This is a genomic window from Bacteroidota bacterium, assembly GCA_018266835.1.
In the GTDB taxonomy this organism is placed as follows: domain Bacteria; phylum Bacteroidota; class Ignavibacteria; order Tepidaquicellales; family Tepidaquicellaceae; genus JAFDZO01.
Window position 1 is genome coordinate 545,147 of record JAFDZP010000005.1, and the last position, 25,903, is coordinate 571,049.

Consider the following 25,903-nt stretch of genomic DNA (forward strand, 5'->3'; position numbering starts at 1 on the left):
AGGAACCTTACAGAATTTCCTGCGATTACCGGACAGAAACGCACAAAACTGCAGTTCAGCCGATTCACAAATTCAATTCTTCCTCCTTTACTTCAATTTCATTTATATCTATCTTTAAAATAATTTTAAAGCAGCTTTAAAAAAACTATTCCCCATATGAAGAAATTCCCCCGGATTTTTTTATTATGCTTTTCCTTTTTATGCATTACTGCGACAGCATTCATTTATAAAGCAGATTTATTTTTCAGTACATCTGCAATAAGCGCCACATGGCAAAGCCTTACAAATCTTCCGTACACATTATCTCATAATGTTACAGTAGGTTCAGACTCAGTTAGCAGCTCAATATTAATAATGGGAGGAATTGCAGGCGACTCCATTTCCTCCAGAATTCTTTTATACAATGCTTCAACTGCGCAGTACGATACTACACTTCCAAGATTACCAAAAAGACTTATGAACGGATTCGGTTTTAAGATAAAAGATTCCATTTATTACGGCGGCGGATATACTACTAACTGGAAGGATACAAGTATGAGCGCAGATACTTTATATGATTGCGTTTACCCGACTGTTTCTTCAGGATATATTTCAGGACAGAAGGGTAAAATTTATTTTACAAGCAACTCAGGAACAAACTGGGTATCAAGACCTTTACCGGATACAACTAAAAATGCAGTAGGTATCAGCTTTGTAAGTGACTCGGTTGGGTTTGTAATCCTTAACAGGTCAGATAGTATAACATCATCTGTGTACTCAACCAGTAATAAAGGAATTTCGTGGACTGCGAAACTCAGCAGCGCAAACCTGAATGACATATTTTTTCAGGGAGCAAATATTGGTTTCCTCTGCGGAGATAACGGCAGCATAAAAAAAACAACTAACAGCGGAACTAACTGGACAACAATTAATTTCGGAAGTGATAATTACAAAGCAATTTATTTTTTGCCAAACTCTGCAACAGGATTTATTTCAGGAGCTAACGGAAAAATAATCAAAACCACTAACAGTGGAACGAACTGGATATCGCAGACAACTAACACTACAAAAAATCTTAACAGTGTAGTTTTTTCAGATTCGCTGATGGGATATGCAGTTGGAGACAGTGGAATAATTTTAAAGACAATTAACGGCGGAACGAACTGGATAACACAAAGCTCGCATACAATTTTAAATTTAAGAAGCATTGATAAAATAGACGTAAATAAATTAATCGCATCGGGAGACAGGGGTTTAATTATTTACACAACAAACGGAGGGACTGAGTGGATTCAAAGAGTTGGAGTAAGTAGCAACAGATTAAATAAAGTTTGTATTCCGCCTAACGACAGCATTGCAACGGCAATTGGAGTAAAAGGATGGGTTGTAAAAGCAAATAAACCTTTCTTTGAATACATTATAAACGATACGTTCTATAAAATCAGCGCCGGTAATTTAGCTGCCGGGTGGCAGACTAAAGCATCGCTGCCAATTCCAATTGCAGAAGTTTTTTCGAGCACTGCTGTAATAAATGATAAAATTGCTTTCGTGATGGGAGGTAGAACTACGGGCTTTAACATTGCAGACAGTGTGATGCGGTATAATCCTCTTGCTAATGTTTGGAGTTTCGGTGCTCACCTGCCGGCTAAATTAGCTGAGCCAGGTGCAGCATTGATTGATAAAAATAAAATTATGATTGCCGGCGGTGAAAGGTCTGATAGTATCAGCAACAAAGTTTATATCGGTACGGTAGACAGCAACAACGCCGCAGGATATATAATCAGCTGGTCAACGAACGCAACAAATTTCCCTATACGAAGTTATGCAATGGGTTCAAAAGGATTTCCCTCAAAAAAAATTGCATTCTTTATAGGCGGAAACACTACACAATTTTCCTTTTTAGACGGTCCAAGCGGTCCCTCATCCAAAGTTTATATGTATACTTCTGCGACGGACCAATTTACAGAATTACAAATTGATATTGCAAATCCTATTTGCCATACAGGTGTTGACGGCTATCTTGGAGCAACTCCGTTTACTGCTTCAATACCGGATTCGTCAGTCAGGATTTTTGCTCCGGGAGGAAGGGATTCAAATTATGTTTCAGTAAATAGTCACAAAGTATTAAAGCTAAACGGACTGGTAAGCGTGCAGCAAGTGAATTCTGAATTCCCTATGAATTATAAGCTTGAACAAAATTATCCAAATCCGTTTAATCCCGTGACAAAAATCAGATATGAGCTGCCGCAGCAGAGTTTTGTTGAGTTTAAAGTTTTTGATATGCTTGGAAAAGTTGTTGCAGTCTATATCAACAGAATGCAAAATGAAGGGACGTATGAAATTTTATTTGACGGGAAGCTGCTTGCAAGCGGAGTGTATTTCTATCAGCTGAAAACTAACGGTTTTACCGATACGAAAAAAATGTTGTTAATTAAGTAATACATCTTTAATTTTCTTCAGGAATTGGGCGGAAGGTTTTTCGCCTAATTCCTTTTCAAACTTATCCAGCATAATTTTATATTTAGCTTTAGCGGTATTTATTTCCCCCGTTCCGGCATAAGCAGTTATTATTTTATAATATAAATCTTCGTTTAAGTCATCTTCTTCAAGCAACAAATTATAATATTCTATTGCCTCACCGGTTGAGTTTTTTGATTCAAGAATTTTGATAAGCTCTTTAATCAATCTTACTTTGTCCGTATCAACCCTGCTTCTCAATTCCTCCACCCATGGGACATAGTATCCTTTCATAAAAATATCTTTGAATAACTCAGCGGCTTTTTTCAGGACAGCTTCTTTTTCTGGAGAACTGTCTTTTAGTCCCTGCTGTTTTTTAGAATAATATTTTAATCGTTCTATATCGGAATCATACATGTATCCCGGATTAAACTCAAACATTTTATTTTCATAAGTTACATACTCAATATTTCCATAGTTCTTCAAGATGCTTCTGAGATTTGAAAGAAACTGATGGAAAATATTATCACTGTAAGATTGGTCGGAATCTTTAAAGAACTCATCGATTAAAATATCTTTCGTAACATAATTTTTCCTGTTAATGAACAGATACAAAAACATTTCTTTAAATTTTGCTCTCGTCCATTTTTTGTCATCGACCTTAACTCCCCTTATAAAAAAAGCAGGAACTCCGTTCGTTACAAGATAAATATCCTGAATGTCTGTTATATTTGCACAAAGATTTCCATCTTCATTCCTTGAGATTATTTCGGTGTAAATTTCGGAGATAGTGTCCTTATCAAGACCTCCATTTACTGCACAATCCAGCAAACTTCTTTTTTTAGTTACCTCTGTGACGAGAACATTAAAATAACGGATGCGGAATGACTCATTAACTGCTTCAGTATAATACTTAAGAAATTTTTCTTTATTCTTTTTCATTACGAGCTCTGCCAACCTGAATGAAAAAAATATTTTATCTGAAGCTAAATCATTCTTAATAAAAAAATCAAACAGCTTAATTGCTTTCTCTTCTTTGCCTGATAAAATTGCATCAAATAAATCCGCTGTTGCTAAATCATTTTCAAGCCCGTGAGTCCGCAATTCATTAATAAGTTTTAACTGCTTTTTGAGTTCCGCAATATTATTCTCATAATAATAGATTTTGCATTTGATTGTAAGCGCAGTTATTAACGCTCTGAAGTTTTCGAGTTCCCTGCAGGCACCTTCCAGTAAGTTTATCTGTTTCAGACATTCTGCAAAATTTCCGTACTCAAGATGATAGTTTGAAGATGCTTCAAGCGCCTGAATTCTAAGTTCAGGTATCAGGTTTACAATTTTTATCCTCAATAAACCTTCTAATTCTTCCCCTGCATTTTTAAAATCACCGGAGTAACAACTGATGTTAAAAATATTTATTGTTGTCTGAATTTTATGATATAAGCTCTGCAAATCATTAAGAGATTTTTTATAACAAATTTTCGCCTCGTTAAAATCACCTTTCATAAAGTTCAGATTTCCGAGATTATTCTGTATGCTGGCGCGAATAGCCGTACTTTCAGAGTCTTTGTTTTTGCCAAGAATTGTAAGTGCTTCAATGCAGCACGGGCTTACTTTATCCAGAATCCGTGAGTTAAAATAAAATGAACTTAGCCGCAGCAAAAGCGATGGGAGTAATTTTTTATTCGTTACTTTAGTCTTGTAATCCTCCAGATAAGAAATTGCTTTTTTACCTTCACCCGAATTGAATTTTATTTCAGCGATGTGACAAACAGCTTTCACTGTAAAAATAGTAACTGCCTTTGCGTTAAGTTTTAAGAAAGAGTCAAAGGCATTTGTTGCATTTTCGTAATCGAAAAAATAATTTTTTAAAATTATACCCTTCCAGTATATTAAGAGAGGATAAGAAACATAAAACGAATCAGGAATCGTGCTGAGCATTTTATCTGCGATGTTTAAATCACCGTCTTTGGAAAGCTGCGGGATACATTCAAGTACAACCGGAATTATTTTTTTGTAATCTTCTGCCAGAGCATAATATTTAATTGCTCTATCAACATCATTAATACTTAAATAATAACTTCCTGCATCTGAGTATGCCTGCTTTATCTGCTTGTGACCAATTGCAGCTGGAGCTTTTTCAGATAGAAACTCCTTAAAGAAAATTAAATATTCATATCCGCCTGCAGGATATGCTTTCAATACAAAATTATATTTCTCCTTCAGGATTTCTAATAATGATTTTACATTTAATCCTTTAGATAACCTTCCGGATAATTTTTCCAGCAATTCCTCATTAAAGCTCTCGAACAATGAAGATAGAAATAAAATATTAATATATTTTTCATCGATTCCTTCTATTATCTCCTTCTGAAAAAAATAGCTCATGGTATCGCTTAAAGAAAAATTGTCAGGTGTATTTGTATTACTGCTCAATGACTGTAAAAGGATATGTATTCCCGTCAACCATCCTTCAGTTTTTTCGCATATGTGTGAAATCTGTTCCCTGCTAAGATTCAGCGAGTAAACACTCTCCGATATTTTTTTTACCATGCAAGCATCGGCGCGTAAGTCATTGTGCGTAAGTTCAAAGTAGTTTCTTTTCATTTTTATCTTTACATAATCGAACGGGTATTTAGATGATGTGACAAAAATAAAATGAATATTTTTAGGAGAGTGCTCAATAAAATAATCAAAAAAAGAATGAGCCCAGTCAAATTCAGATATCTGCTCTGCATCTTCTATTATTATATAAAACTCTTCTTTGCAGAATGTGTATAAATTATTAATTAATGTCCTTGTAAACACACTCAGAGAATTTATATTTCGAATTTCTTTTTTATTAAAATCCGGCTTATAATAATCCAGCAGAACTTTCATTTCATCTATGAAGCCCGGTATTACTTTATCAATGGAATGTATAAGATAATTCAGAAAGATGTATAGATTTACATCCTCCTCATCGGTTTTGTAATATGAATATGGGAGTATGTATTCTGTAACGAATAATGACAGAGCGCAGGATTTCCCGAATCCTTTGGGTGAATTCAGTAATAATAATTTTTTATTCTTTTGCGAATAAAGTTTTTCCGTAACTAATTCCGGCTTCACTAAGTGAGAGTCCGAAATTAAATTTTCAGGAAGGATTTTTGTGATTAAAACACTCAAATTTATTAATTGTAAACAAATCTAAAGAAATCAAAGAACAGAATAAAGAAACTAAAACATTAATTTCAGAATCTATTTCCAGGCATTCACTTTAGTATTACAATCCGAAGCATAGTATTACAATCCGAAGCATATAAATTAATTAAATACTGTTTCCGGTACCTATCTAAATCAGTTCAAATAGCCTACCTTTTAGCTCATTCAAATATATTTTATCCATTTGACCTATGTCAAAGGAGAAATCAATTAAAGTTAGTATTTTTATTTAACAAAAAAACTAACAGCCATGAAAAAATATTTAAAATACATTTTAACTGCTTCAATTTTTACAGCGCATAATCTCTTTGCGCAAAGTGCAGCAGATACTGAAGGAATGGATATGAGCTCATACGCAACCTGGATGGGTACAGGATTTTTAGTAATGCTCTTTGTTATGATTGCAGTTTTTTTAATTAACGGAAACAAAGATACTTCCGAAGCCGAAGCCGGAATTCTTCAAAGCTCAGTTATTGTTGTAAGAAACAAAATCAATACGGCTATTGGCAGCTCGCTTCAGTTATTGAACGGTATCAGCATTGATCTGCAAAGAGTCAGATTTCTTCTTGCCTCGGCATTAATAATGTTCTCAACCATACTGTTATTATTAATCATCCAAAAATAAAATATCATGAAAAAAATTTTTGCAATATGTTTTACAATCTCAGTCTTATTTGCCGCTTTGATTTCTAACGCAAACGCCTGCCCTAAATGCAATGCTGACTTCAGACAGGAGCTGCTGGAGAAAAGAGCAAATACACTGGGCGGACAGGAGCTGCTCGAAGCAATTAAAAATCAGGACGGCGCAAATTCTGTTGTACTTCCTAAAAAATATGTAACACAGGAAGAGCCTTTAAGTGAAGGAATGAAACAAATAATGACTGAGAATGAAACCGGAAATAATCCCGTAATTACTTTTGATATTATAAAATTATTTTTTACAACGTGGGTATTCCGCAGTTAGGATAAAAAAAACTAAAAAATTTTAATTGAAAATTAACACAAATAAAATGAAACTGAATAACTTATTGAATAACTTACTGAGAACACTATTTATAATAGCTTTTATAAGTTCATTACAAACTGCATCCCCGCTGTATGCTCAGAGTAAAACTGATACAACACAGTTCATTGAAATAATTAAAAGAGATAATTCCCTTCCTCTGCCGACATCAAGCTACGTTCCCCAGACAGGAGATATTAAACCCGATGCTGAAGTTACTATTGAGCTCTCTGAAGGTGATGCATACATTGGCGCAGGAGTTCTGTTCAGAGGATTTGTTATTAACGGAGGAATTCCCGGACCAAGCATCGTAGTAAACGAAGGCGATATAGTAAAATTCACTGTAGTCAATAAAGGTAAAATTCCGCACGGAGCTTCTATTCACTCTGCATCAACTCAAACTTCAAAATATCTCGGTCATATAAATGCAGGCGAAACGAAGTCGATGTTTTTTAAGGCTTCACGTCCCGGTGTATTTATGTATCACTGCGCCCCGGGAGGACACGGTATTCCGCTGCATATTTTATTCGGACAGTACGGAATGATGACAGTAAAGCCAAAGAAACAATACAAACTTGAGCAGATACTCGGAAGAAAACCCGATGTTGAAATTTATTTATTGCAGCATGAATTATATTCCAGCGGTAAAGATGCCATTGACGGTAAGGCAATTTACTCAATGTGGAACGGAAAACTTTTCAGATATGTAGAGCAGCCAATAAGAGCAAAGCCGGGTGATTACGTAAGAATAAATTATATTAATGTCGGACCTAACCACGTATCAACTTTTCATATCGTAGGAATCATGTGGGACTATGTTTACTGGCAGGGAAATCCCGATATGCCTCAGGCAGGCGGACAGACTGTTACATCAGGTCCATCAGATTCATGGGTAATTGAATTCAGAATGCCGCCTGATGAAGGAACATATACAATGCTTGACCATGCAGTAAGCGCTGCAGACAGAGGAGCAATAGGACTGTTGATTTGCGATAAGAATGCAACGACACCTGTAACAATTTCTGCCGAAGGACCGAAGTACACAGGAAAAGAATTAAGCGATATTAAATCAAAAATAATAAGAACGATTGCGCCGTTTGAACCCGGTACACCTGATGTTGACCCTGTACTAGAATATGGTCCTGAAGTAAAAGAAGTGACGGTAAAGATTATAGGAAACAGTTATTATCCGAAGTCAATAAAAGTCTGCGAAGGCACGACTATTATATGGCAGAACGAAGATATTTTTACTTACATGGATGGCGAGTTCGGAGGAATACATACTGCATCTACTTACGAAGCCCCCGTGCCGTTTAACTCACCATTGCTGGGACATGCAGAGGTTTATAAAATAAAGCTTGATAAAAAAGGCGACTACAAATATATGTGCGCGCCGCATCCGTATATGAAGGGTGTGGTTACTGTAGTCCCTGCTCCGGGAAACTCAATGAGCATTTATATTATTTTACTGGTAGTGCTTACTGTGCTGCTGATTATATATGTGTTGTATAAAATAAATTTTATAAAGAAAAATATAGCTGCTGCTTCAGGAGAGAATTCTAACGTGCAGCAAGCATAAAAAAATTTTACAAAGAAATTTTAAAAAGAAATTTTGATAAAAATAAAAACGGCAGGGATTGAAAAAATCCTTGCCGTTTTTTTGTTTTAAGAAAAAAATAGATTTGTTATAAAAATATGCAGATTAAGTTCAATTATTTATATGTTTTAACATGAGTATAAAACCAACTTTACATAATCTGGAAATAAACCCATGATTTATAAATAATTTATTTTGGCTAGAAAAATTTTCGCGAAACTTCTGCGATTATTTCACCAAAACCATCTTTTTAGTGGTAATAAATTTAGCCGCGTTTCCGCCCTCTGCAATTATATTGTAGAAGTAAACACCGCTGGCTAAATTTGAACCATTGAATTGTACTGTGTAATATCCTGCTGACTGAAGTCCGCTTACAATTACAGCAACTTCCCTACCGGTCATATCAAATAATTTGATTGATACTTTGCTATCGAATGGTAAATCGTAGTTAATCTTTGTTGAAGGATTAAACGGATTCGGATAGTTCTGGCTCAGGTCAAATTTCGCAGGTACACCTACATTTACTTCACCTGATAAGCTGAAGTACTGTGAGTTTCCATTGTAATCAAGTTGTCTTAATCTGTAATTATATTTTCCTTTTGCTACGCCTGCATCAGTGAAAGAATAATTCCTGACTTCATTTGTAGTTCCGCTGCCCTGAACGCTTCCTGCTTTTACCCAGTTAGTTGTTCCGACTGCTTTTCTTTCAATTTCAAATCCTGAATTATTTTTTTCCATAGATGTTGCCCAGTTCAGCTTCACTTCATTTCTGTTTACAGATGATGTGAATGAAACCAGTTCAACCGGTAGCGGCACATCTTTATCAGTCAACGCAAAGATTGAGAATGAAGATAAACCATAAAGTGTAATATATTTTCCTGATGAATTTCTTTCATACTGACCTGCTGCGTTTCCATAAGTTGTATAAGGTACATAAGTTGTTCCGCCGTCATCTGATTTTGAAATAACTACGTTTGTATCGGCAGGAATTGTTCCGATTTGTGCAGGGTCATAATATAAAACTATATCGTATGTGTAACCGGTACCACCTGTTGCTGTAAAGCTCCAGTATCCGTTACCAACATTGAAACCACCAGCGTTAGGGGGATTTGTACCCGGATAATAAATCAGTGACATAGATGTAGGTGGTGTTCCTCCCGGTCCCCAGTTTATTGAAGCAAGTGTTTTTCCTCCTACAGAATACGTTGTAGTTGTACTTGGGGCAGGCGCTGCGCTTTCAGTTGCTGTTGGCGGAGCTATAGATGGTGTTACATTGTATGCTCCTAAGTCAGTTGAACCGCCTGCTAAAGTTGTTGACCTTGCGCCTCCTAAAATATCAGTACCAATAGAAGGTGATAGGACAGGTGTACCTTGTCCAGATGCGTACCAAACAACTGGCTGTGAAGCTACTAAGCTAAGGTCTGCAGTTGCTGTTGCTGTAAATAAACTGGCTGCAGGGATAGTAGCTGTAGTGCCATATGAGGAATAATTATCTCCGCTAGAATTTGATTTCCATGAAGCAAAATCAATTCCTATACTTGCTACCCAGTCTGCGCATACAGAAGAATTAGCAGTTACTAATAAATTATAGTTTGATGAAGATGACGTCCAGTTAACAGCGCTCTGGTTTGCAATCGCTAAGTTTCTTCCGCCGCCTGTTCTTGCATTGTAAAAGATGTTGTTCCTCAATGTAATAAGCCCGCTGATTCTTACAAACCCGAATGAAACGACGTTTGGTGATGAACTTGTTGCAGTTCCTCCTAAATAAACTGAGTTATAAGAAATGTTACAGGGGTTTATAGTAGAAGTTCCGCCCTGATAAATACCTATTACTCTTGTCTGATTACCGTTCTGGGTGGCAAGAGAAATAGAATTATTATAAACATTCAGAGTAGAACTCGCTGAAAAAAGTTTTATGGCCGAAACGATTGGTGCAGTTGAACCCGTATCATTTGCTGAGTTTGCATTACTTTGTATATCGTAAATTTTATTATTAAAAATATTTACAGTCTGTGTTGCGACACCGCTGGCAAACATAATTCCAACCGGTTCGTGAATGTTACCTGTAAGAACAGTATCACCGGTGTGGAACATTGAGTTAATGTTATTATTTCTAACATTAATAACATTGTTAGCTCCTGTATTAGCTAATCTGATGCCGAAATTCTGGAATGATGCAGAGTTTCCTGTACCGTTGCCGCGCATATTATTAATGTTGTTATTATAAACATCTACTAATGCTCCTGATGTCCCTGCTATATTTATTCCGGCATTTCTGTCATTTCTTTTTCTCCAGTAATTTGCATAAGAAATAGTGTTGTTCCATATCAATATAGTGTCAGTAGCAGATGCTGTCACTATATCAATCCATCCGTTATCATAAGCAGTTGTTACAGTATCCCAGGGATTTAATTTTCCACCGATAGTATTACCTACAAGTGTTCCAACATTTATTCTTCCTCCCTGTATATTAATACCTTTCACAATTCCTGATGTAAGTGTAGCAGGTGCCATATTACTGATATTTGCAATGATGTTACCGTGTATATCAGATTTAATAGTATTACCGGATTTTACATCGATAGCTGTAATCGCTATACCGGTATTTGCAAATATCGGGCTTCCCGATCTGTCAGGGTTGCTTCCGCCGATACTATTAAAGTTTGCTGTACAGTTATTACCGTTGCCTGTTAGTTTTATACCGGTCCATCCTGCAGTTAATGTAATATTATTGTAAACTCTGTTTGAGTCCACAACTAAGCTGTCTCCCATTGAGCCTGCAGAGAAATCAATAAGCACTGTACTGTTTGCAGTCCATCCGGTGAAGTTATTATTGATGATTGCAATAGAGCTGTTCTTTTGAATACCTGTAGATGTACCTGTTGAACCTATTGCAGTAAAATATGAACCCGGATTTGTACCTGTTGAATTTTTGAATAAGCAGCTATCAACAAGCAAGCTGTCATTACCGTAAATTCCTGTTGTTCCGCCGAACATTATAATAGGATTAGTAGTTACAGATGCATTACTTTCCAGTGTACAATATCCAATGCCGCTTCTTCTTGAGTCGTTAAGGAATCTTAATATCGGTCCTGTACCTGATGCTGTCGCATTATTATTTACAAATCTCAAATATTTTCCTGCGCCGTTAAATCTTCCGTCAATTAAAAAATCATCTGCGCCGTTTAGTTCAAGTAATGCATCATTTGCAGCAGCCGTTGTGCCTTCAATTGTAAATACACTTGCTGCGCCGGGTACAACTACTATTCTGAATCCTTTTGCAAATTCATTTAACGAAACTGTTCCGTCTTCGACTAAATTATTTTGCACTATTACAGTCACGTCAGATGCAACAACACTTGTATTGATTGCATTGAACAATCCTGCAGCTCCTGAGAAGCTTGGATAGTTTGGCACTCCTGCGCCTGTTCCCAGATAAACTACTGAAGGGAATGTAGCGCCAATTGTATAACTGTTCGGAGTTGTTGGTGCAGAAGTTATAGCTGCAACGCTGGTACCAACAAAGCCTATGATAGGATTACTTGCAACATTCGCTGCAGGAGATAAATCCTGAGCAACTACAAAGTACTGAATAACATCTGCAACTGCTATGGAGCCGCCGTTTATAATTGTATAGTCAATTGTAAAATTGTAAGGTGAAGATGTATTTGTTGCTTCAACCCATTTCCATCCGTTATCGCCTGAAGTATTCCCAACGAATGCATTTGCATCAGTTGATTTTTTATAATACACTCTTGGTCTTGTGCCCGGTGTTACGTTCACGCCTGAATTATCTGTTATAGTAGCAAATCCTGTAAGTGTTCTGTTTGCAGCCACAATTCCACCGGAAACAACTCCGTATGAAATGTTTGGTCCTGTTAGATCTAACGGAACCATGTCTGATTCGCTTGCTCCGAAATCAGGGAATGTTCCGCCTCCGTTTACAGGAGCAGGTTTAGGTCTTGCAAAACCGTCGATATCAGTAGTAAACCCTGCGAGTGTTGTTGCGCCTGACTCTAACTGAGTAGGTGTTACACCCATATTAAATCTTAAGTTTCCGGTTGCCGCATTTGTATATGTAATAGCAACTCCTGTAACACTTGAGAAATCGCAGGATGATGCAGTTTTCCAACCTGCAAATGTCTGGTCAGTTGTCCAGTAGCCGACAGTAGATAGAGAAGCAGAGTTCAGAACGTTAAAATCTGAATTTGCAGCAGTCCATCCTGTTGAGCTTGTTGTGGCGCCATAGTTATTAGCTATAGCATAATGTTTTCCTGTACCGCCTGTTCTTGCATTATCGAATACGTTATTTTTTAAATAAGTAACCTGTGTTCTTGCAGTCACGCTGAAATCACCTCTGAAAAATCCCATACTGGGCTGAGCACCGCTTGATGCAGTACCTGAAATCGAAACTGTGTTGTAATAAATATAATTTATAGGGTCAGGTGTTGCTCCGTGCTGGCCCATTATACCTATGAAAGATGTATTAGTTGTTTGTCCTGCGCCGAGAGTAATCATGTTATTTGCAACTGTATCGGAAGTTGTTGCAGAGCGAATTAAAATACCTGCTGCAATACCCGGAGTAGTTGCTGTGCTAGATGTACTTGCATTAGATAAATTGTAAATAATATTGTTCCTTACTGAAGGATTTGTTGCATTAGCAAAAGCTATACCTGCAACAATGTATCCGCCTGTACCTGTATTAGTATTCGAAAGGTTTGAAATTGTATTACCTGAAATGACAGGTGCATTTCCTATTGCAAGTGCAATTCCGTTTGCCGATGCTAAGCCGTTTGTAACTGTTGCAAGGGCAGAGTTTGTAGCTAAATTAGTTATAGTGTTTCCTGAAAAAGTATAAACAACCGAGCTTCCTGCACCGGAACTGGTTGAAATACCTCTTACAAATCCTGTTGTACCCGTACCGTAAGAAACAAAATTCTGTATTGTGTTATTTGAAATATTTACAGTTGTGGGAGCAGCGGCTAAATTGATACCTGTTACAACTGAGCTTCCAGTAGTCAGAGCAGTTGTACCGCCGCGCATATTTTCTGCAGTAGAGTTACCAACCGTATTTCCGGTAATTGTTACAGAAGTTGCAACGCCGGAAATGTTTATACCAAATAATCCGCCTGCAATAGCAGCCGTTGTACCTGAAGAGGATAATCCTCCGATGACATTATTCTGAATTACTGTTGCTCCCGTTCCGGCGCTATGAATACCGACAACTGTTCCCTGAGTTGTTGTAGGAACTGCAGAAAGTAGTCCTGTGCCGGTAGAGCCTCCTATAACGTTCGGAGTAATATTACCGATATTAACCGGGGCAGAACCACCGGCAATGTTAATACCGCAAAGAATACCGTTTGCAGTAGCCGCGCCGCTTGATGTGGCAATACTGATTGCAGTTACTGTATTGCCCTGTATTGAAGATGCAGATGCAGTAGTAGGGGTTAAAGAAATACCGATAAATCTATTTGCAACTGTTCCAAGCATTGTGTAAGTACCTGTGCCAGCTGATGAAGCATAGCCGATTGTATTTCCTGTTATAGTATAACCTGAACCTGATGTAGCAACAATTCCGTTGTGGGTATTGCCGGTAGTATAAGTTCTGCTGCCTGTCTGGAAAATTTTATTGTTTGAAATTGTCCATCCTGAGTTACCTGAACCTACAGATACTCCGTTACTGACGCCTGAAGCGTTGAAGAAATCCGAAATATTATTTCCCGAAACTATATTTCCGCTGTTATCGACCGTTGCACTGGTACCAATAGAAAAAATACCGTTTTGAGGTAGGTTTACTCCTGCAGCTGTAATATTATTATTACTTATGGTATTGTTGTCATTTCCTGATGCAGAGCCTGTAGAAAGAAAAATAACACCTGTAGCTGCACTTACTTCTGATCCTGAAATAGTACAGTTAGTCACTGTGTTATTTTTCGCATCATTAATAAATCTAATACTGCTTGATACTCCGAGCGCAGTATTTGAAATTGTTAATGAGTTACCGCCTGTGTTTAAGCCGTCGATAGTAACGTTATCTGCTCCATTGAGATTGATTAAGTTACCTACAAACGCTCCGGTAATTGTTCTTGATGCTCCGCCTGATGGCTGAATAGAAATAGATGTATAGCTTGAACCAGTTCCGTTGCCGCTTGAATCGAGCGATGCTGAAACTGTTTCAGTGGTATTACCAACGATGTTTACCGTAATTGCGCCGGTAAAAGCGCCTGTATTGATCGCTGTAAAAGCATCTGCAAGAGTTGCATAACTTGTTACAGGACCTCCATTACTCACTTCAACATTCTGAGCAAATATATTGGTGCTCAAAAATAACAAAGCAAGTAAAGATAAAAAAGAAAGGGTAGGTTTCCTCTTCATTTTAAATGGGGTTATTTTTAAAAAAAACTATAGTAATGCTTTGAATTTTACGGGGGAAAATTCTTCAAGTAATAATCTAATAATTAATTATGAGTGTGTGCAAAACAAATGTGAAACTTCTGTCTATGGGTGAACAGAGAATTGTTTTACCAACATTCGAAAAAAATATTTTGTAAAACAGATTTAATTGGATTTAAATCAGAGGAATTAACAGGATATGTTTTACGACAGCAGGAAAATTATTAATTTTAAATTTTAAATAAAAGATGGGAAAAAATGAAATTTAAAAATGGAATGTCATGTCAACATTTTTTTAAAGACCTAATAGCTTTTTTCTAACTGCATTTGTTGTGCTTTTCTTTACGGTAAGTGCTTTCAGTCAACTAACCGTCTCAATAACAAATACATTACTGCGGTTAAAATAAAAATCGAGAATTATAACGGTCAGATTTCTTTTTTGACAGTTGTTCTTCTAATTTTTTTTTAACTGAATCAGAAAATTTATACTGAGTATCACAAATATCTGAACTATTTTGTTGTTAGTATTTAATCATATTTTTTTATAAATTAAAACGTAGTTCCATTCCGGTTCTACATGTCATATAACGAGGCGAAATAAAATTTTCTATTTCCCCTGTCACCTAGCCAAATTCACATTCCACTTCAGGCAAAGTTAACAGGAAACAATTATATGTAATCAATTTTAGGTTTTGATATTTTAAATGTCAATCTGATTTCTTTGATAATGTAATCTGTTTGCTATAAACTACCAAATTTTCATACTAAGGAAATTTAACAATATATTTTTAACCTCTAAAGAAAAACTGTATGACAAAGAAAATTACTCTTCTTTTTGTTCTGCTTCTTGGGATTTTCAGCTTAAAGTCTTATGCACAAGTTGATATTTCAGGAACTCCTTATTCTACATTAAAAGATGCATTTGATGCCATCAATGCCGGGACTCACACCGGTGCAATTGTTGTAAGCATCAACGGAAGCACTGTAGAAACAGCATCTGCAGTTCTAAATGCAAGCGGAAGCGGAGCTGCTTCTTATACATCAATTACAATCTCTCCTACCGGCGGGGCTGCCAGGTTAATCACAGGAGCAGTGACGGGCTACTTAATCGATTTGAATGGAGCAGATAATGTTACAATCGACGGTTTAAACACCGGTGGTAATACTCTTACTATTTCAAATACATCTAATGGAGCCTCCGGATGTATTCGCTACATTGCAGATGCAAGTAACAATACAATTACCAATTGTACTCTCAGCGGTTCATCCAGTACTGCTGCAAACGGCGTTGTTCTTTTCAGCACAGGAACTACCACGGGTAATGATAACAATACAATCAGCAACTCAACTATTGGCGGAGCAGGAGGAATCTTACCTGTCAATGACATCTATTCATTAGGAACAAGCGCAGCTATTGATAACTCAGGCAACATTATTTCAGGTAACAATATTCAGGATTACTTCAGTGCATCACTTTTATCAAGCGGTATTTTTATGTCCACAGGTACATCAGGATGGACAATAACAAATAATAAATTATTTCAGACAACTACATGTACCTATACAACGGCAAATATACACAACGGTATAGCAGCAAGTGCAGGTTCAGGATATACCATCACGGGTAACACTATCGGATATTCTTCTTCCGCAGGAACAGGAACATATACTATGGCAGGAACTATTGCAACAAGATTTATAGGTATTAACCTTGCGGTTAGTACCACAGTTGCAACATCTTCAGTACAAGGAAATACAATAACTGCAATCAGCCTTGCAACTTCCAGCGGTGCAGCAACAACAAACGGAGTTATCTGCGGTATTAACGTAACTGCAGGGAATGTTAACATAGGAAATGTTACTCCTAATACCATCGGAGGTTCATCAGGAACAGGACTTATTACTGCAGTTCCTACAACTACTCAGGGAATGATTGTAGGTATTAACAGTTCCTCAACAGGAACAATTCTTATACAGAATAATATTATTGGCGGATTCACATCTTCAGGTATTACTGCGGCTGTTGCAGGAGGTGTTTCGGGTATTAACGTTTCCGGCGTTTCTGCTTCTATGACAATTACGGGAAACACAATCGGAAACTCAACTGCAGAAAACATGAGAGCCGGTACAACCGCTCTTACAACAGGCAGCTCAATTGCATCCGGTATTAACATGACATCTCAGCCAACAAGTTCAACCATTACAAATAATACAATCCAGAATTTAGTATCATATGGTACCGGTGCCACAAGTTATGCAAGAGGTTTTTGGACCGGAACTACAGCTACTGCACCTTATACAATTACAGGCAATACTGTTTATAATATTTATACAAATTCCACACTTGCTACTTATACAAACGGTCAGGTAGGTGCCGGCGGTATAATTCTTGGCGGAGGAAGCGGAAGTGTTATATCCGGAAATACAGTTTACAATATTGGAAATACGAATACGGGAACAGGCGGTTACACTGTCGGCGGTATTGTCAGCGCAAATGGTGTTTCAACAAAGATAACAAAAAATATTGTTTACGGACTAAGTAATGCCAGTACATCAACAACAGCTACTGCCCCCGGTGTGGCGGGAGGTATAATTATCCGTTCAGGAAATGCTTCCGATACTATTTCAAACAACATGGTTACATTAGGAGTTGGCCAGACAACTAACACAGCATTCCTTGGTATTATGCTTAATCACGGTTCAACACCTGACCCCGTAAGCAATATATTTTATAATACAATTCATATTGAAGGAACTGTAACCAGCGGCGCACAGCCAAGCTTTGGTCTGGCAAGAACAGATTTTTCTGCAACAGCCCGTACTGCCGGAGTAATTATTTTCAATAACGTTTTTGATAACTCAAGAACGGGCGGTACAGGAAAGCACTATGCAATTGCAAACAACTATGGCGCAGTAACATCAAGCGCAACAGGATGGTCAGGAACTGCTTCCAACTACAATGTTCTAAATTCAGCTTCAGCATCTTCTGTAGGTTACTGGACAGGTGACCAGACACTGGCAGGCTGGAGAACAGCATCAGCCGGTGATGCAAACAGTCTTTCAGGTATTTCAATTACATATACAAATTTATCATCCGGGAATTTAAGATATAACATGGGTCTGACAGCCACGCTGTTAGAATCAGGTGCTACAACAATTACAACAGTAACAACAGATATCGACGGCTTTGCAAGACCTAAACCGGGCGCAGTAAACGGAGGAGGTATTGCTCCTGACTTCGGCGCAGGCGAATCTGATATGGTGCCGATTGATATTTCAGGTCCGAATATTTTATATACAAATATTACAAATACAGCATCAACATCAAACCGCACTTTAACGGGCTTTGCAACAATTACAGATCTTACAGGAGTAAACGTTACTCCGGGTACAAATCCAAGAGTTTATTATAAAAAGTCAACAGATGCAAATACATTTGGCGGCAATACATCAGGCGATAACGGATGGAAATGGGTACAGGCATCAAATGCCTCTTCACCTTTTGATTTCACGATTGATAACTCTATAATTTTCGGAGGCTCAGTTACAGGCGGAGATATAATTCAGTACTTTGTTGTTGCACAGGATATTGTGCTGCCGACTCCATACGTATCTTCCAATCCATCAACAGGTTTTACCGGTACAGGTGTCGGTTCAATAACTTCTGCCCCAACAACTCCAAATTTTTATTATATAATTGGAGCACCTCTTTCAGGTACATACACTGTTGGTCTTGCTTTGTTCAATAAACTTTCAGGATTAAATCTTTATACAGAAGAAAGAACCAGAAAAGTAGTGCAGGAAGTACCAATAACTGAAGATAATTCAGTTGTTCAAAAATCAACCGGACCTGAACCCACATCTGCATCTTTAAATGCTCCTTCTAAAGGAACACAGAGAGTAACTGTTGATGAAAAATATTCTGTACTTATGCTAAATGGCAGTGAATATGCAGGTGCAAAATATTATTCAATAACACAGGCTGATAGAACACAATACGGTCTATCAAGTGATTTGGTTGGAGTCTATACAACAATTACTGCAGCATTGACAGATCTCAATCTAAGAGGTGTTACCGGAAACACAACATTTTCATTGACAGATGCTTCATATCCGACTGAAACATATCCATTGTCGTTTAATATTTCAGGAGGTGCGCCGACACCATCGGCTTCAGCAACAGTAACTTTAAAACCCGCATTAGGTGTATCCCCTACTATTTCAGGTACATTAAACTCTGCAGGTTTAATAAAGGTATTAAATAATTATGTCATTATTGATGGCTCAAACACTGTTGGCGGCACAACAAAGGATATGACGATTACCAATATATCAGCTACAGGACCGAGTGTGATTCATTTTGCATCGACAGGAACAACATATCTTGATAACGTTACACTGAAAAACTGTAATATTATAAACGGACTTAACACCAGTACTGCAGTAGTAGTAAGTGATGCAACTTTAGGTACTGCAGGATATTTTTCAAATATTACTATTCAGAACAACAGTATTCAAAAAGCATATATTGGAATGTATATAATCGGAAACCCATTAAGTACATCCTTTGCTTCAGTAATAGGAAACAGCTTAATTACCTCAGGAGCTAATTCAATAAGATTCACGGGTCTATATATGCAGCAACTTAACGGCGCATTGGTATCTCAAAACGTATTTCAGAATTTTGACGGAACAAGCGCTGAAGATGACAACGGAATATGGTTTGCAACAGGAATGTCAAATTCCATAGCTGAAAGAAACTATGTAGGAACTCTGAAATATACAGGTACAGGCGGATACGGCTGCCATGGTATTCAGGTAAGCACAGGAGTGACAGGAGCAAATATAACAGTAAGAAATAATCAGTTCTGTGATTTATCAGGTGACGGCTGGGTAAATACCACGCTCGGAGATAATACTCATGGAATATATGCATTCTCAACACAGACAGGATTAAAATTATATAACAACTCGATTAATTTTAACGGAAACACTCTAAACCAGACCGGTGCAATGTCATACGGTATTACACTTGGTACCGGCACTACAGCAGATATAAGAAACAATAATATTGTAAATAATCTTGGACTTCTTGGAGCAACAGGATTAGGCACTACATGTATATTTTTACAAAGTGGTGTTTCTCAATTAGAAGCTGAAGATAATAACAATTATTATTGCAATGCATCAGGTTCAGGAATTAAAGGAGTTGCATACGTAGTTTCCACAAACTATACATCGGTTGCAGCTTATGCAGCTGTAACTTTGAAAGATGCACACTCTGTTAGCGGAGACCCTGCTTATCTAAGTGCAACATCGGGTGACGTTGATGCAACAAATGTTAACTGCTGGGTTGTAAACGGAACCGGAGTTAACGGACTTGTTACTGATGACTACTTAGGAAATCCCAGACCTACTACATCTAATGGTGTCTGTGATATCGGAGCATTCAATGTTATACCTTCTGTTTCAGCACCTAATGCAACACAAACAGGAACTATTGGTTTAGGAAACACTACTACCTATTCCATATTCGGAAGAACTTTTGCATCTATCACCTGGGGTCCTGCCGGAACGCTTCCGGGAACCTTAACAGCGGTTTATAATTCAGGACAAACACCTCCAAATCCTCCGGGCTCTGCATTATACGGTTACGGAACATGGAGTCTCACACCTGATGTTCAGCCGTCAGGCGGAGCAACTTATGATATAACTATTTATTTCGATGACAGTCAGACAGGTACTATAAATTCACCTAGCACGAATCTTATACTGGCAAAATATGACGGAGTATCATGGACTGATTATCAGCCGGGTACAGGAGCTGGACAATCCAATCTAAACTATGCCGGTAAATCAATTACCGTTTTAGGGTTAGGCTCGTTCTCAACTTTTGCTTTAACAGATAAAGATAATCCTTTGCCTGTTGAATTATCTTCTTTCTCATCTGTTGTTGACAGAAGAAATGTTGATTTAAAATGGACAACTGTTTCAGAACAAAATAACAGCGGCTTTGATATAGAAAGAAAGCTTTCATCTTCACAAACCTGGACTAAAGTTGGTAGAGTTACAGGAAATGGAACTTCCAATACTGCTCATAACTATAGCTTCACGGATTTGAACTTGCAAACCGGAAATTACAACTACAGACTGAAACAAATTGATTTCAATGGAAACTATAATTATTATAATCTGGCCAATGAAGTCAACGTAGGTGTACCTTCTAAATTTGATTTAAGTCAGAACTATCCAAATCCGTTTAATCCTACAACAAAGATTAATTACGATTTGCCGTTCGATAGCAAGGTATCAATCAAATTATTTGATATGACCGGTAAAGAAGTTGCATTGATAGTTAATGCAGCGCAGAGTGCAGGATATTACACAGTACAATTCAACGGTTCAAATTTAGCAAGTGGTATTTACTTCTACAATATTATTGCAGAAGGCGGCAATGCTTCTAAGTTTGTTTCCACAAAGAAAATGGTACTTGTGAAGTAATATGATGTAAATTTGTTTTTAATTTATATGTATTTAGAAACCCTTCAGGATAGCTTTTCTGAAGGGTTTTTTATTTTATATCCCTCTATAAAATAGTGTGACATTTTTAGCAGAATATCAATAAAATGTCACTCCCCTGTTTCAAATTTCCGTAAAATTGAAGTTTTAATATGAATTTATTGGCATAATGATTGATTAATTATTAAGAGAATTACTATATTCAATTATGAACAAATATCTCAAACTAGCTTTAAAAATACTTTTAGGAATAGTTATTTTCGTTGTAGTACTGGTTGTTGGACTTTACTTTTTTATTCAGACTGACACCTTCAATAATATTGCACTCAATTTCGGCAAAGATAAACTTAACGAATCATGGGCGGGAAAGAACTCAAACATACAAATCGAATCACTCCATGGAAATATTCTCAAAGGACTAACAATAAATAAAGGTTCAATTATTACAGAAAAAGATACATTACTTACATTCAATTATATCACATTAAAGTATGATATATGGGGCTTGCTGAACAAAGAAATCCGCCTGGATTATCTTACAATAAATTCTCCAAAAATAAATTTAACTAAAGTAAAAGATGCCGATAGTCTTGTATGGAATTTTACAAAACTGTTCAGCTCATCAACTGAACCTAACGATACTTCCACATCTGCATTTGACTGGGGCATCTCAATAAAGAAATTTAAAATTGAGAATGGAACATTCAGAACGTCTGGAGATTCCGTTACGGTTCCCGGAGCACAGCCAAAATTTATGAAGGAGTTTGATTTCAATAATTTCCTTGCTGCAAATCTTGAAATAGAATTTACGGTAGATTACTTCAAAGATTACAAAAATATCAGCATGAAGAATTTATCCTTCAACACAAATTCAGATTTTAAAATTAAACATTTGAATTTTGATGCCGGGATAAATATAAAAGACACGGTAACGGATTTATGGAATTTCAATTTAATAACTGACCGCTCAAACATAAAATTTGATAAGCTTAAAATGAATAGATTTGACCCGTTCGATAGCAATTCATTCAACAATATAAAAAATAAAAATCTGGAAGCTGATATAAAAATTGAAAAGTTTAATTTTAAAGATTTAAGATATTTTCTTCCAACGGTCGATATGTTGGATAGCACAGTAAATCTTTCACTCAATGTAAAAGGCAAGTACGGAGATTTTTATATAAATGATTTAACGCTAAGACTACCTGACTCATACCTTAATATAAAAGGAAGAGTTCAGAAACTCGATACTCCAGATAGTATGTACATGGATGTAACTGTTAATAATATGGCAGTACTTCCTTCGGATGTGCTGGCAGTATATTATAATTCTGCAATTAAGAATTATGCTGATGTAGGAAAGGTTTTTGCAAATATTGAATACAAGGGCACTTACCATAATTTTTATTCTAAGTTCGATATAAATACAACAAATGCAGGCGGTGTTTATGGAAATGCAAATCTTGATCTGGACAAAGAAAATTATTCAGGTAAAATTCAGACATCAAATTTTAATCTCGGTAAAATATTAAAGGACAACAGTCTTAACAGCAGACTGAATATGACTACATCATTCGATGGGACAGGCTTCGCCCTGAACAGAATGCATGCAAATGTAAATTATAATATTTCGGGTTCATCATTCGCAGGATACGATATACGTTCATCCACAGGAAAGATTAACACAGCCGGAAATAATATTAGACTTAATGTAAGACATATTTCATCGATGGGAAGTGTTTCTGCTGCCGGCAGAGTGAATATTGCCAACATGAAAAATCCTGTTTACAATGTTAAAGGAAACGTAAGCAGATTCAACCTTGCTGCACTGACAAAAAAATCAGAAGATAAGAGTAATCTCAATTTATCATTCGATGTTAACGGCAGAGGCTCGGGCTTAAATAATATTAACGGTAATTTTAATTTTGATATTAAGCAGTCTTACTATGGTAAATATGAAATTCCTCAGACTCCCCTGACTGTAAATTTAAAAAACGGCGGCAGCACTGCTTTTATTGATGCGAAGACGGACTTTCTTCAGTTCAGCGCAAACGGAAGCACTAACTTTGCTTCAATTACAAAAGTTGTGATGCAGAATATTACAGTTATCTCCGAAGGGATTAACAGAAAACTTGCTTTGGATTCTTTGAATCAGAATAATGTTGTTCCTGTTTCTTATTCTTCGTTTACTTCAAACGATAATTTTGATTTAGCTTATGATTTAAAAATTCTTGACTCGGCAAAAGCAAATAAAATTTTAATTCCATTCGGAATACAGTTTGACGGCAATGTTAACGGTAAAATCTCCAATACAAATTCGCAATTTGCTTCACTCACCAAATTGAACGTAAAGAATTTCGTTTATGAGGATACTGTAATATTATTGAAGGATTTTAACTCAGATATAGATTTTAAAAATAATTATGCTTTGGCATCAGCAGATAATGGATTGAACTCAGTGGACTTAAATCTGAATGCAACCGGGGATAAAACACAATTTGGTAAAAATATTATTGACTCGCTTGTAATGAAATTCAATCTTGCAAACAGCGAAGGAAAGATAAATCTTTTTGCAAGACAGGATACTGCGCGTTCAGTTTACATGAACGGAAATATAAATTTAGCCGCTGCTGAAATAAAAACAATAATAGATACGATTAAAATGGATTACGGAAATTATCATGCAACTAATAACAAGGCATGGATTGTAAATTATTATCCAAACGAAAAAGTAAACTTTGAACAGTTTGCAGTTCAAAGCAGAGGAGCAATTGTAGACATCAAAGGTGATTATGCCTTGAAGGGAGCAAGTGATTTAAAACTGGAATCTCAAAATCTAATGCTCTCAGATGTCTTCGCAATAATAGAAGCATCTGATACAACAAACATTGTAAGAAAATCTCCCAATCCTCTGGGAGGCTCTATCAAAGAGATTGTTATTGATTTTAAAGGTAATAAAGAAAATCCTCTGATTACGGGAAGAGTAATTTCAGATTCATTGTTATATGGTGATACTTTATTCGGCAGCATGAAGGCTGATTTCAAATACGAGAATCAGATTGCAGATGTAAATGCAGTGTTAAAAAATGCGACTGACAGCAAGGGTTCATTAACGGTAAAAGCTAATATGCCATATGCAAATCCGTTAGGTAGCGATACATCGTCTTCAGACTTTGCAAGTCTCCCGGTAAAAGTTGAACTTGATTCAAAAGATTTCCAGTTGCAGTACTTTCTAAAATTAATTCCCGGACTTACAGATGCGAGAGGTCTTCTCAACGGAAAAATAAATGCCGATGGTTCTGTATCGTCTCCGAATCTTACCGGCTCATTAAAGATAACTGAAGGCAATATGTTCTTAAGCACAACAGGTATGCCTTATAATTATACTTTTGCTGCAAGCACCTCTAACTCAAAATTAGTTATAGATAACTTAAGTGTTTCAAACATAGATGAAGATTCGCGTCATCTAGATTTACGTGGCACAATCGATTTCACGGGAATGAAAATCAATGATATCGATTTAACTACTTCAGGTGATATGGTTATCATAGATAAGAGTGTTGAACGAAATGATTTGGGAGTTTATGGTTATCTGCTCGGCGGTCCCGGCACTCCGCCAATAACCGTAAAAGGCAGTCTTGATAAATTAAAAATCGGCGGACAGTTTTTAGTAAAGGATGCAACAATTTCTTCAGTGCCTATGAATGGCTCAGGATATAATACTGAATCCGATGAATTCACCTATGTAAATGCTGCAGTAGATACAACAAAAGGAAAAGATTCTTTGATTGCAATCACTCAAAAAGATTACAGAAAAGTAAATCCTTTTGAAAAATATAAATATGTTACAATAGACAGCATCTCAAAAACGAGCCTGATAGATTTTGATTTAAATGTTAAGACAACTAAAACTATTTACGTCTCCATTGATTTTAATAATCTTACAAAGGATAGATTATTCGGTGAAGTACAGGCAGACTTGACTATGAAAACTCAGGGCAAAGACATCGTTGCAAATGGTAGACTTGATGTAGTCGGCAATTCATATTATAAACTATATCGCAATTTTAAGATCAGTAACAGCAGCGTAACATTTGACGGACCCATTGATGATCCTTCAATAAATTTGCAGGCAATTTACACAGGTACAAAAGCAAATAATCAGATTGGCGCATCTTCAAACAGTGAAGTTCAGGTAATGGCAACAATTACAGGAAGAGTAAGCAAGCCGACAGTTGAACTAAAGCTTCTTGAAAACGGAGGCGAAGTTTCAAGCTCAGATGCACAGGGTGATGCAATTACATATTTACTCTTTGGTAAATTTAAAAATGAGTTAACTGCTTCCGAAAGACAATCAGTAGCAACAACAGTAGGAACAACTGTTGGCTCAAATTATGTTTCATCTATATTATCATCAACTGTCCGCGATGTACTTCCCTTCCTTGTAGATGCAGAGTTCAATTATACAGAAGGGAAAGTTCAGGATACAGATGTTCAGTTGACATCGGAGTTCGGAGATGCTACAGTGAAAGTCGGTGGACAATTATTTAAAGAAGTAAAAAACTTTGATTTTGTAGTCGAGTACCCGCTGAATAAAATGTTTAATCTTGATTTGCCTGAAACACTTCTAATGCAGTTCTTCCGTCAGGAAGTAAGTAATACGATTATCGGAGGTGACTTAACATCTACAAATACCGGAGTAAAAATTATTTACAAGATTAAATTTTAAAAAAATATTTAATATTGTTAAA

At 36.6% G+C, this 25,903-nt stretch carries 8 protein-coding genes; 6 read left to right on the forward strand and 2 right to left on the reverse strand.

The window, feature by feature from the left end:
• Nucleotides 1–156: 156 nt before the first annotated feature.
• On the forward strand, nucleotides 157–2,418 hold the full coding sequence (locus tag JST55_15085) for a T9SS type A sorting domain-containing protein (GenBank protein MBS1494837.1): 2,262 nt from the start codon (nucleotides 157–159) through the stop codon (nucleotides 2,416–2,418).
• On the opposite strand, the gene JST55_15090 is transcribed toward JST55_15085, so the two are convergent.
• Nucleotides 2,407–5,604: a hypothetical protein gene (locus JST55_15090; GenBank protein MBS1494838.1), complete on the reverse strand. Its 3,198-nt coding sequence runs from the start codon at nucleotides 5,602–5,604 to the stop codon at nucleotides 2,407–2,409. The two genes, JST55_15085 and JST55_15090, sit on opposite strands and share 12 nt — an antisense overlap.
• Before the next feature lie 286 nt (nucleotides 5,605–5,890).
• Here JST55_15090 and JST55_15095 point away from each other — a divergent pair, with 286 nt between their 5' ends.
• The 3 genes from JST55_15095 to JST55_15105 all read left to right on the forward strand — a co-directional run bounded on the left by JST55_15095 (nucleotide 5,891) and on the right by JST55_15105 (nucleotide 8,222).
• A complete protein-coding gene (locus tag JST55_15095; protein ID MBS1494839.1) occupies nucleotides 5,891–6,265 on the forward strand; it encodes a hypothetical protein in 375 nt (124 codons plus the stop codon).
• Between the two features lie 6 nt (nucleotides 6,266–6,271).
• Nucleotides 6,272–6,604: a hypothetical protein gene (locus tag JST55_15100; GenBank protein ID MBS1494840.1), complete on the forward strand. Its 333-nt coding sequence runs from the start codon at nucleotides 6,272–6,274 to the stop codon at nucleotides 6,602–6,604.
• 94 nt (nucleotides 6,605–6,698) lie between these two features.
• Nucleotides 6,699–8,222, forward strand: a complete 1,524-nt coding sequence (locus tag JST55_15105; GenBank protein MBS1494841.1) for a multicopper oxidase domain-containing protein — start codon at nucleotides 6,699–6,701, stop codon at nucleotides 8,220–8,222.
• A gap of 246 nt (nucleotides 8,223–8,468) precedes the next feature.
• Here JST55_15105 and JST55_15110 read toward each other — a convergent pair whose 3' ends face one another.
• Nucleotides 8,469–14,615: a T9SS type A sorting domain-containing protein gene (locus JST55_15110; GenBank protein ID MBS1494842.1), complete on the reverse strand. Its 6,147-nt coding sequence runs from the start codon at nucleotides 14,613–14,615 to the stop codon at nucleotides 8,469–8,471.
• An 828-nt stretch (nucleotides 14,616–15,443) separates the two neighbouring features.
• Here JST55_15110 and JST55_15115 point away from each other — a divergent pair.
• Nucleotides 15,444–21,134 (forward strand): T9SS type A sorting domain-containing protein, encoded by a 5,691-nt coding sequence (locus JST55_15115; GenBank protein ID MBS1494843.1) that lies wholly within the window; start codon nucleotides 15,444–15,446, stop codon nucleotides 21,132–21,134.
• A 226-nt stretch (nucleotides 21,135–21,360) separates the two neighbouring features.
• The gene (locus tag JST55_15120; GenBank protein ID MBS1494844.1) at nucleotides 21,361–25,881 is read left to right on the forward strand and encodes a translocation/assembly module TamB domain-containing protein; all 4,521 of its coding nucleotides are present in this window, start codon (nucleotides 21,361–21,363) and stop codon (nucleotides 25,879–25,881) included.
• Nucleotides 25,882–25,903: the final 22 nt, after the last annotated feature.

What these genes read in the sequence shown, in the direction of transcription:
- JST55_15085 (MBS1494837.1), top strand. Translation starts at nt 157, where the DNA reads ATGAAGAAATTCCCCCGGATTTTTTTATTATGCTTTTCCTTTTTATGC.
- JST55_15115 (MBS1494843.1), top strand. Translation starts at nt 15,444, where the DNA reads ATGACAAAGAAAATTACTCTTCTTTTTGTTCTGCTTCTTGGGATTTTC.
- JST55_15100 (MBS1494840.1), top strand. Translation starts at nt 6,272, where the DNA reads ATGAAAAAAATTTTTGCAATATGTTTTACAATCTCAGTCTTATTTGCC.
- JST55_15120 (MBS1494844.1), top strand. Translation starts at nt 21,361, where the DNA reads ATGAACAAATATCTCAAACTAGCTTTAAAAATACTTTTAGGAATAGTT.
- JST55_15110 (MBS1494842.1), bottom strand. Translation starts at nt 14,615, where the DNA reads ATGAAGAGGAAACCTACCCTTTCTTTTTTATCTTTACTTGCTTTGTTA.
- JST55_15095 (MBS1494839.1), top strand. Translation starts at nt 5,891, where the DNA reads ATGAAAAAATATTTAAAATACATTTTAACTGCTTCAATTTTTACAGCG.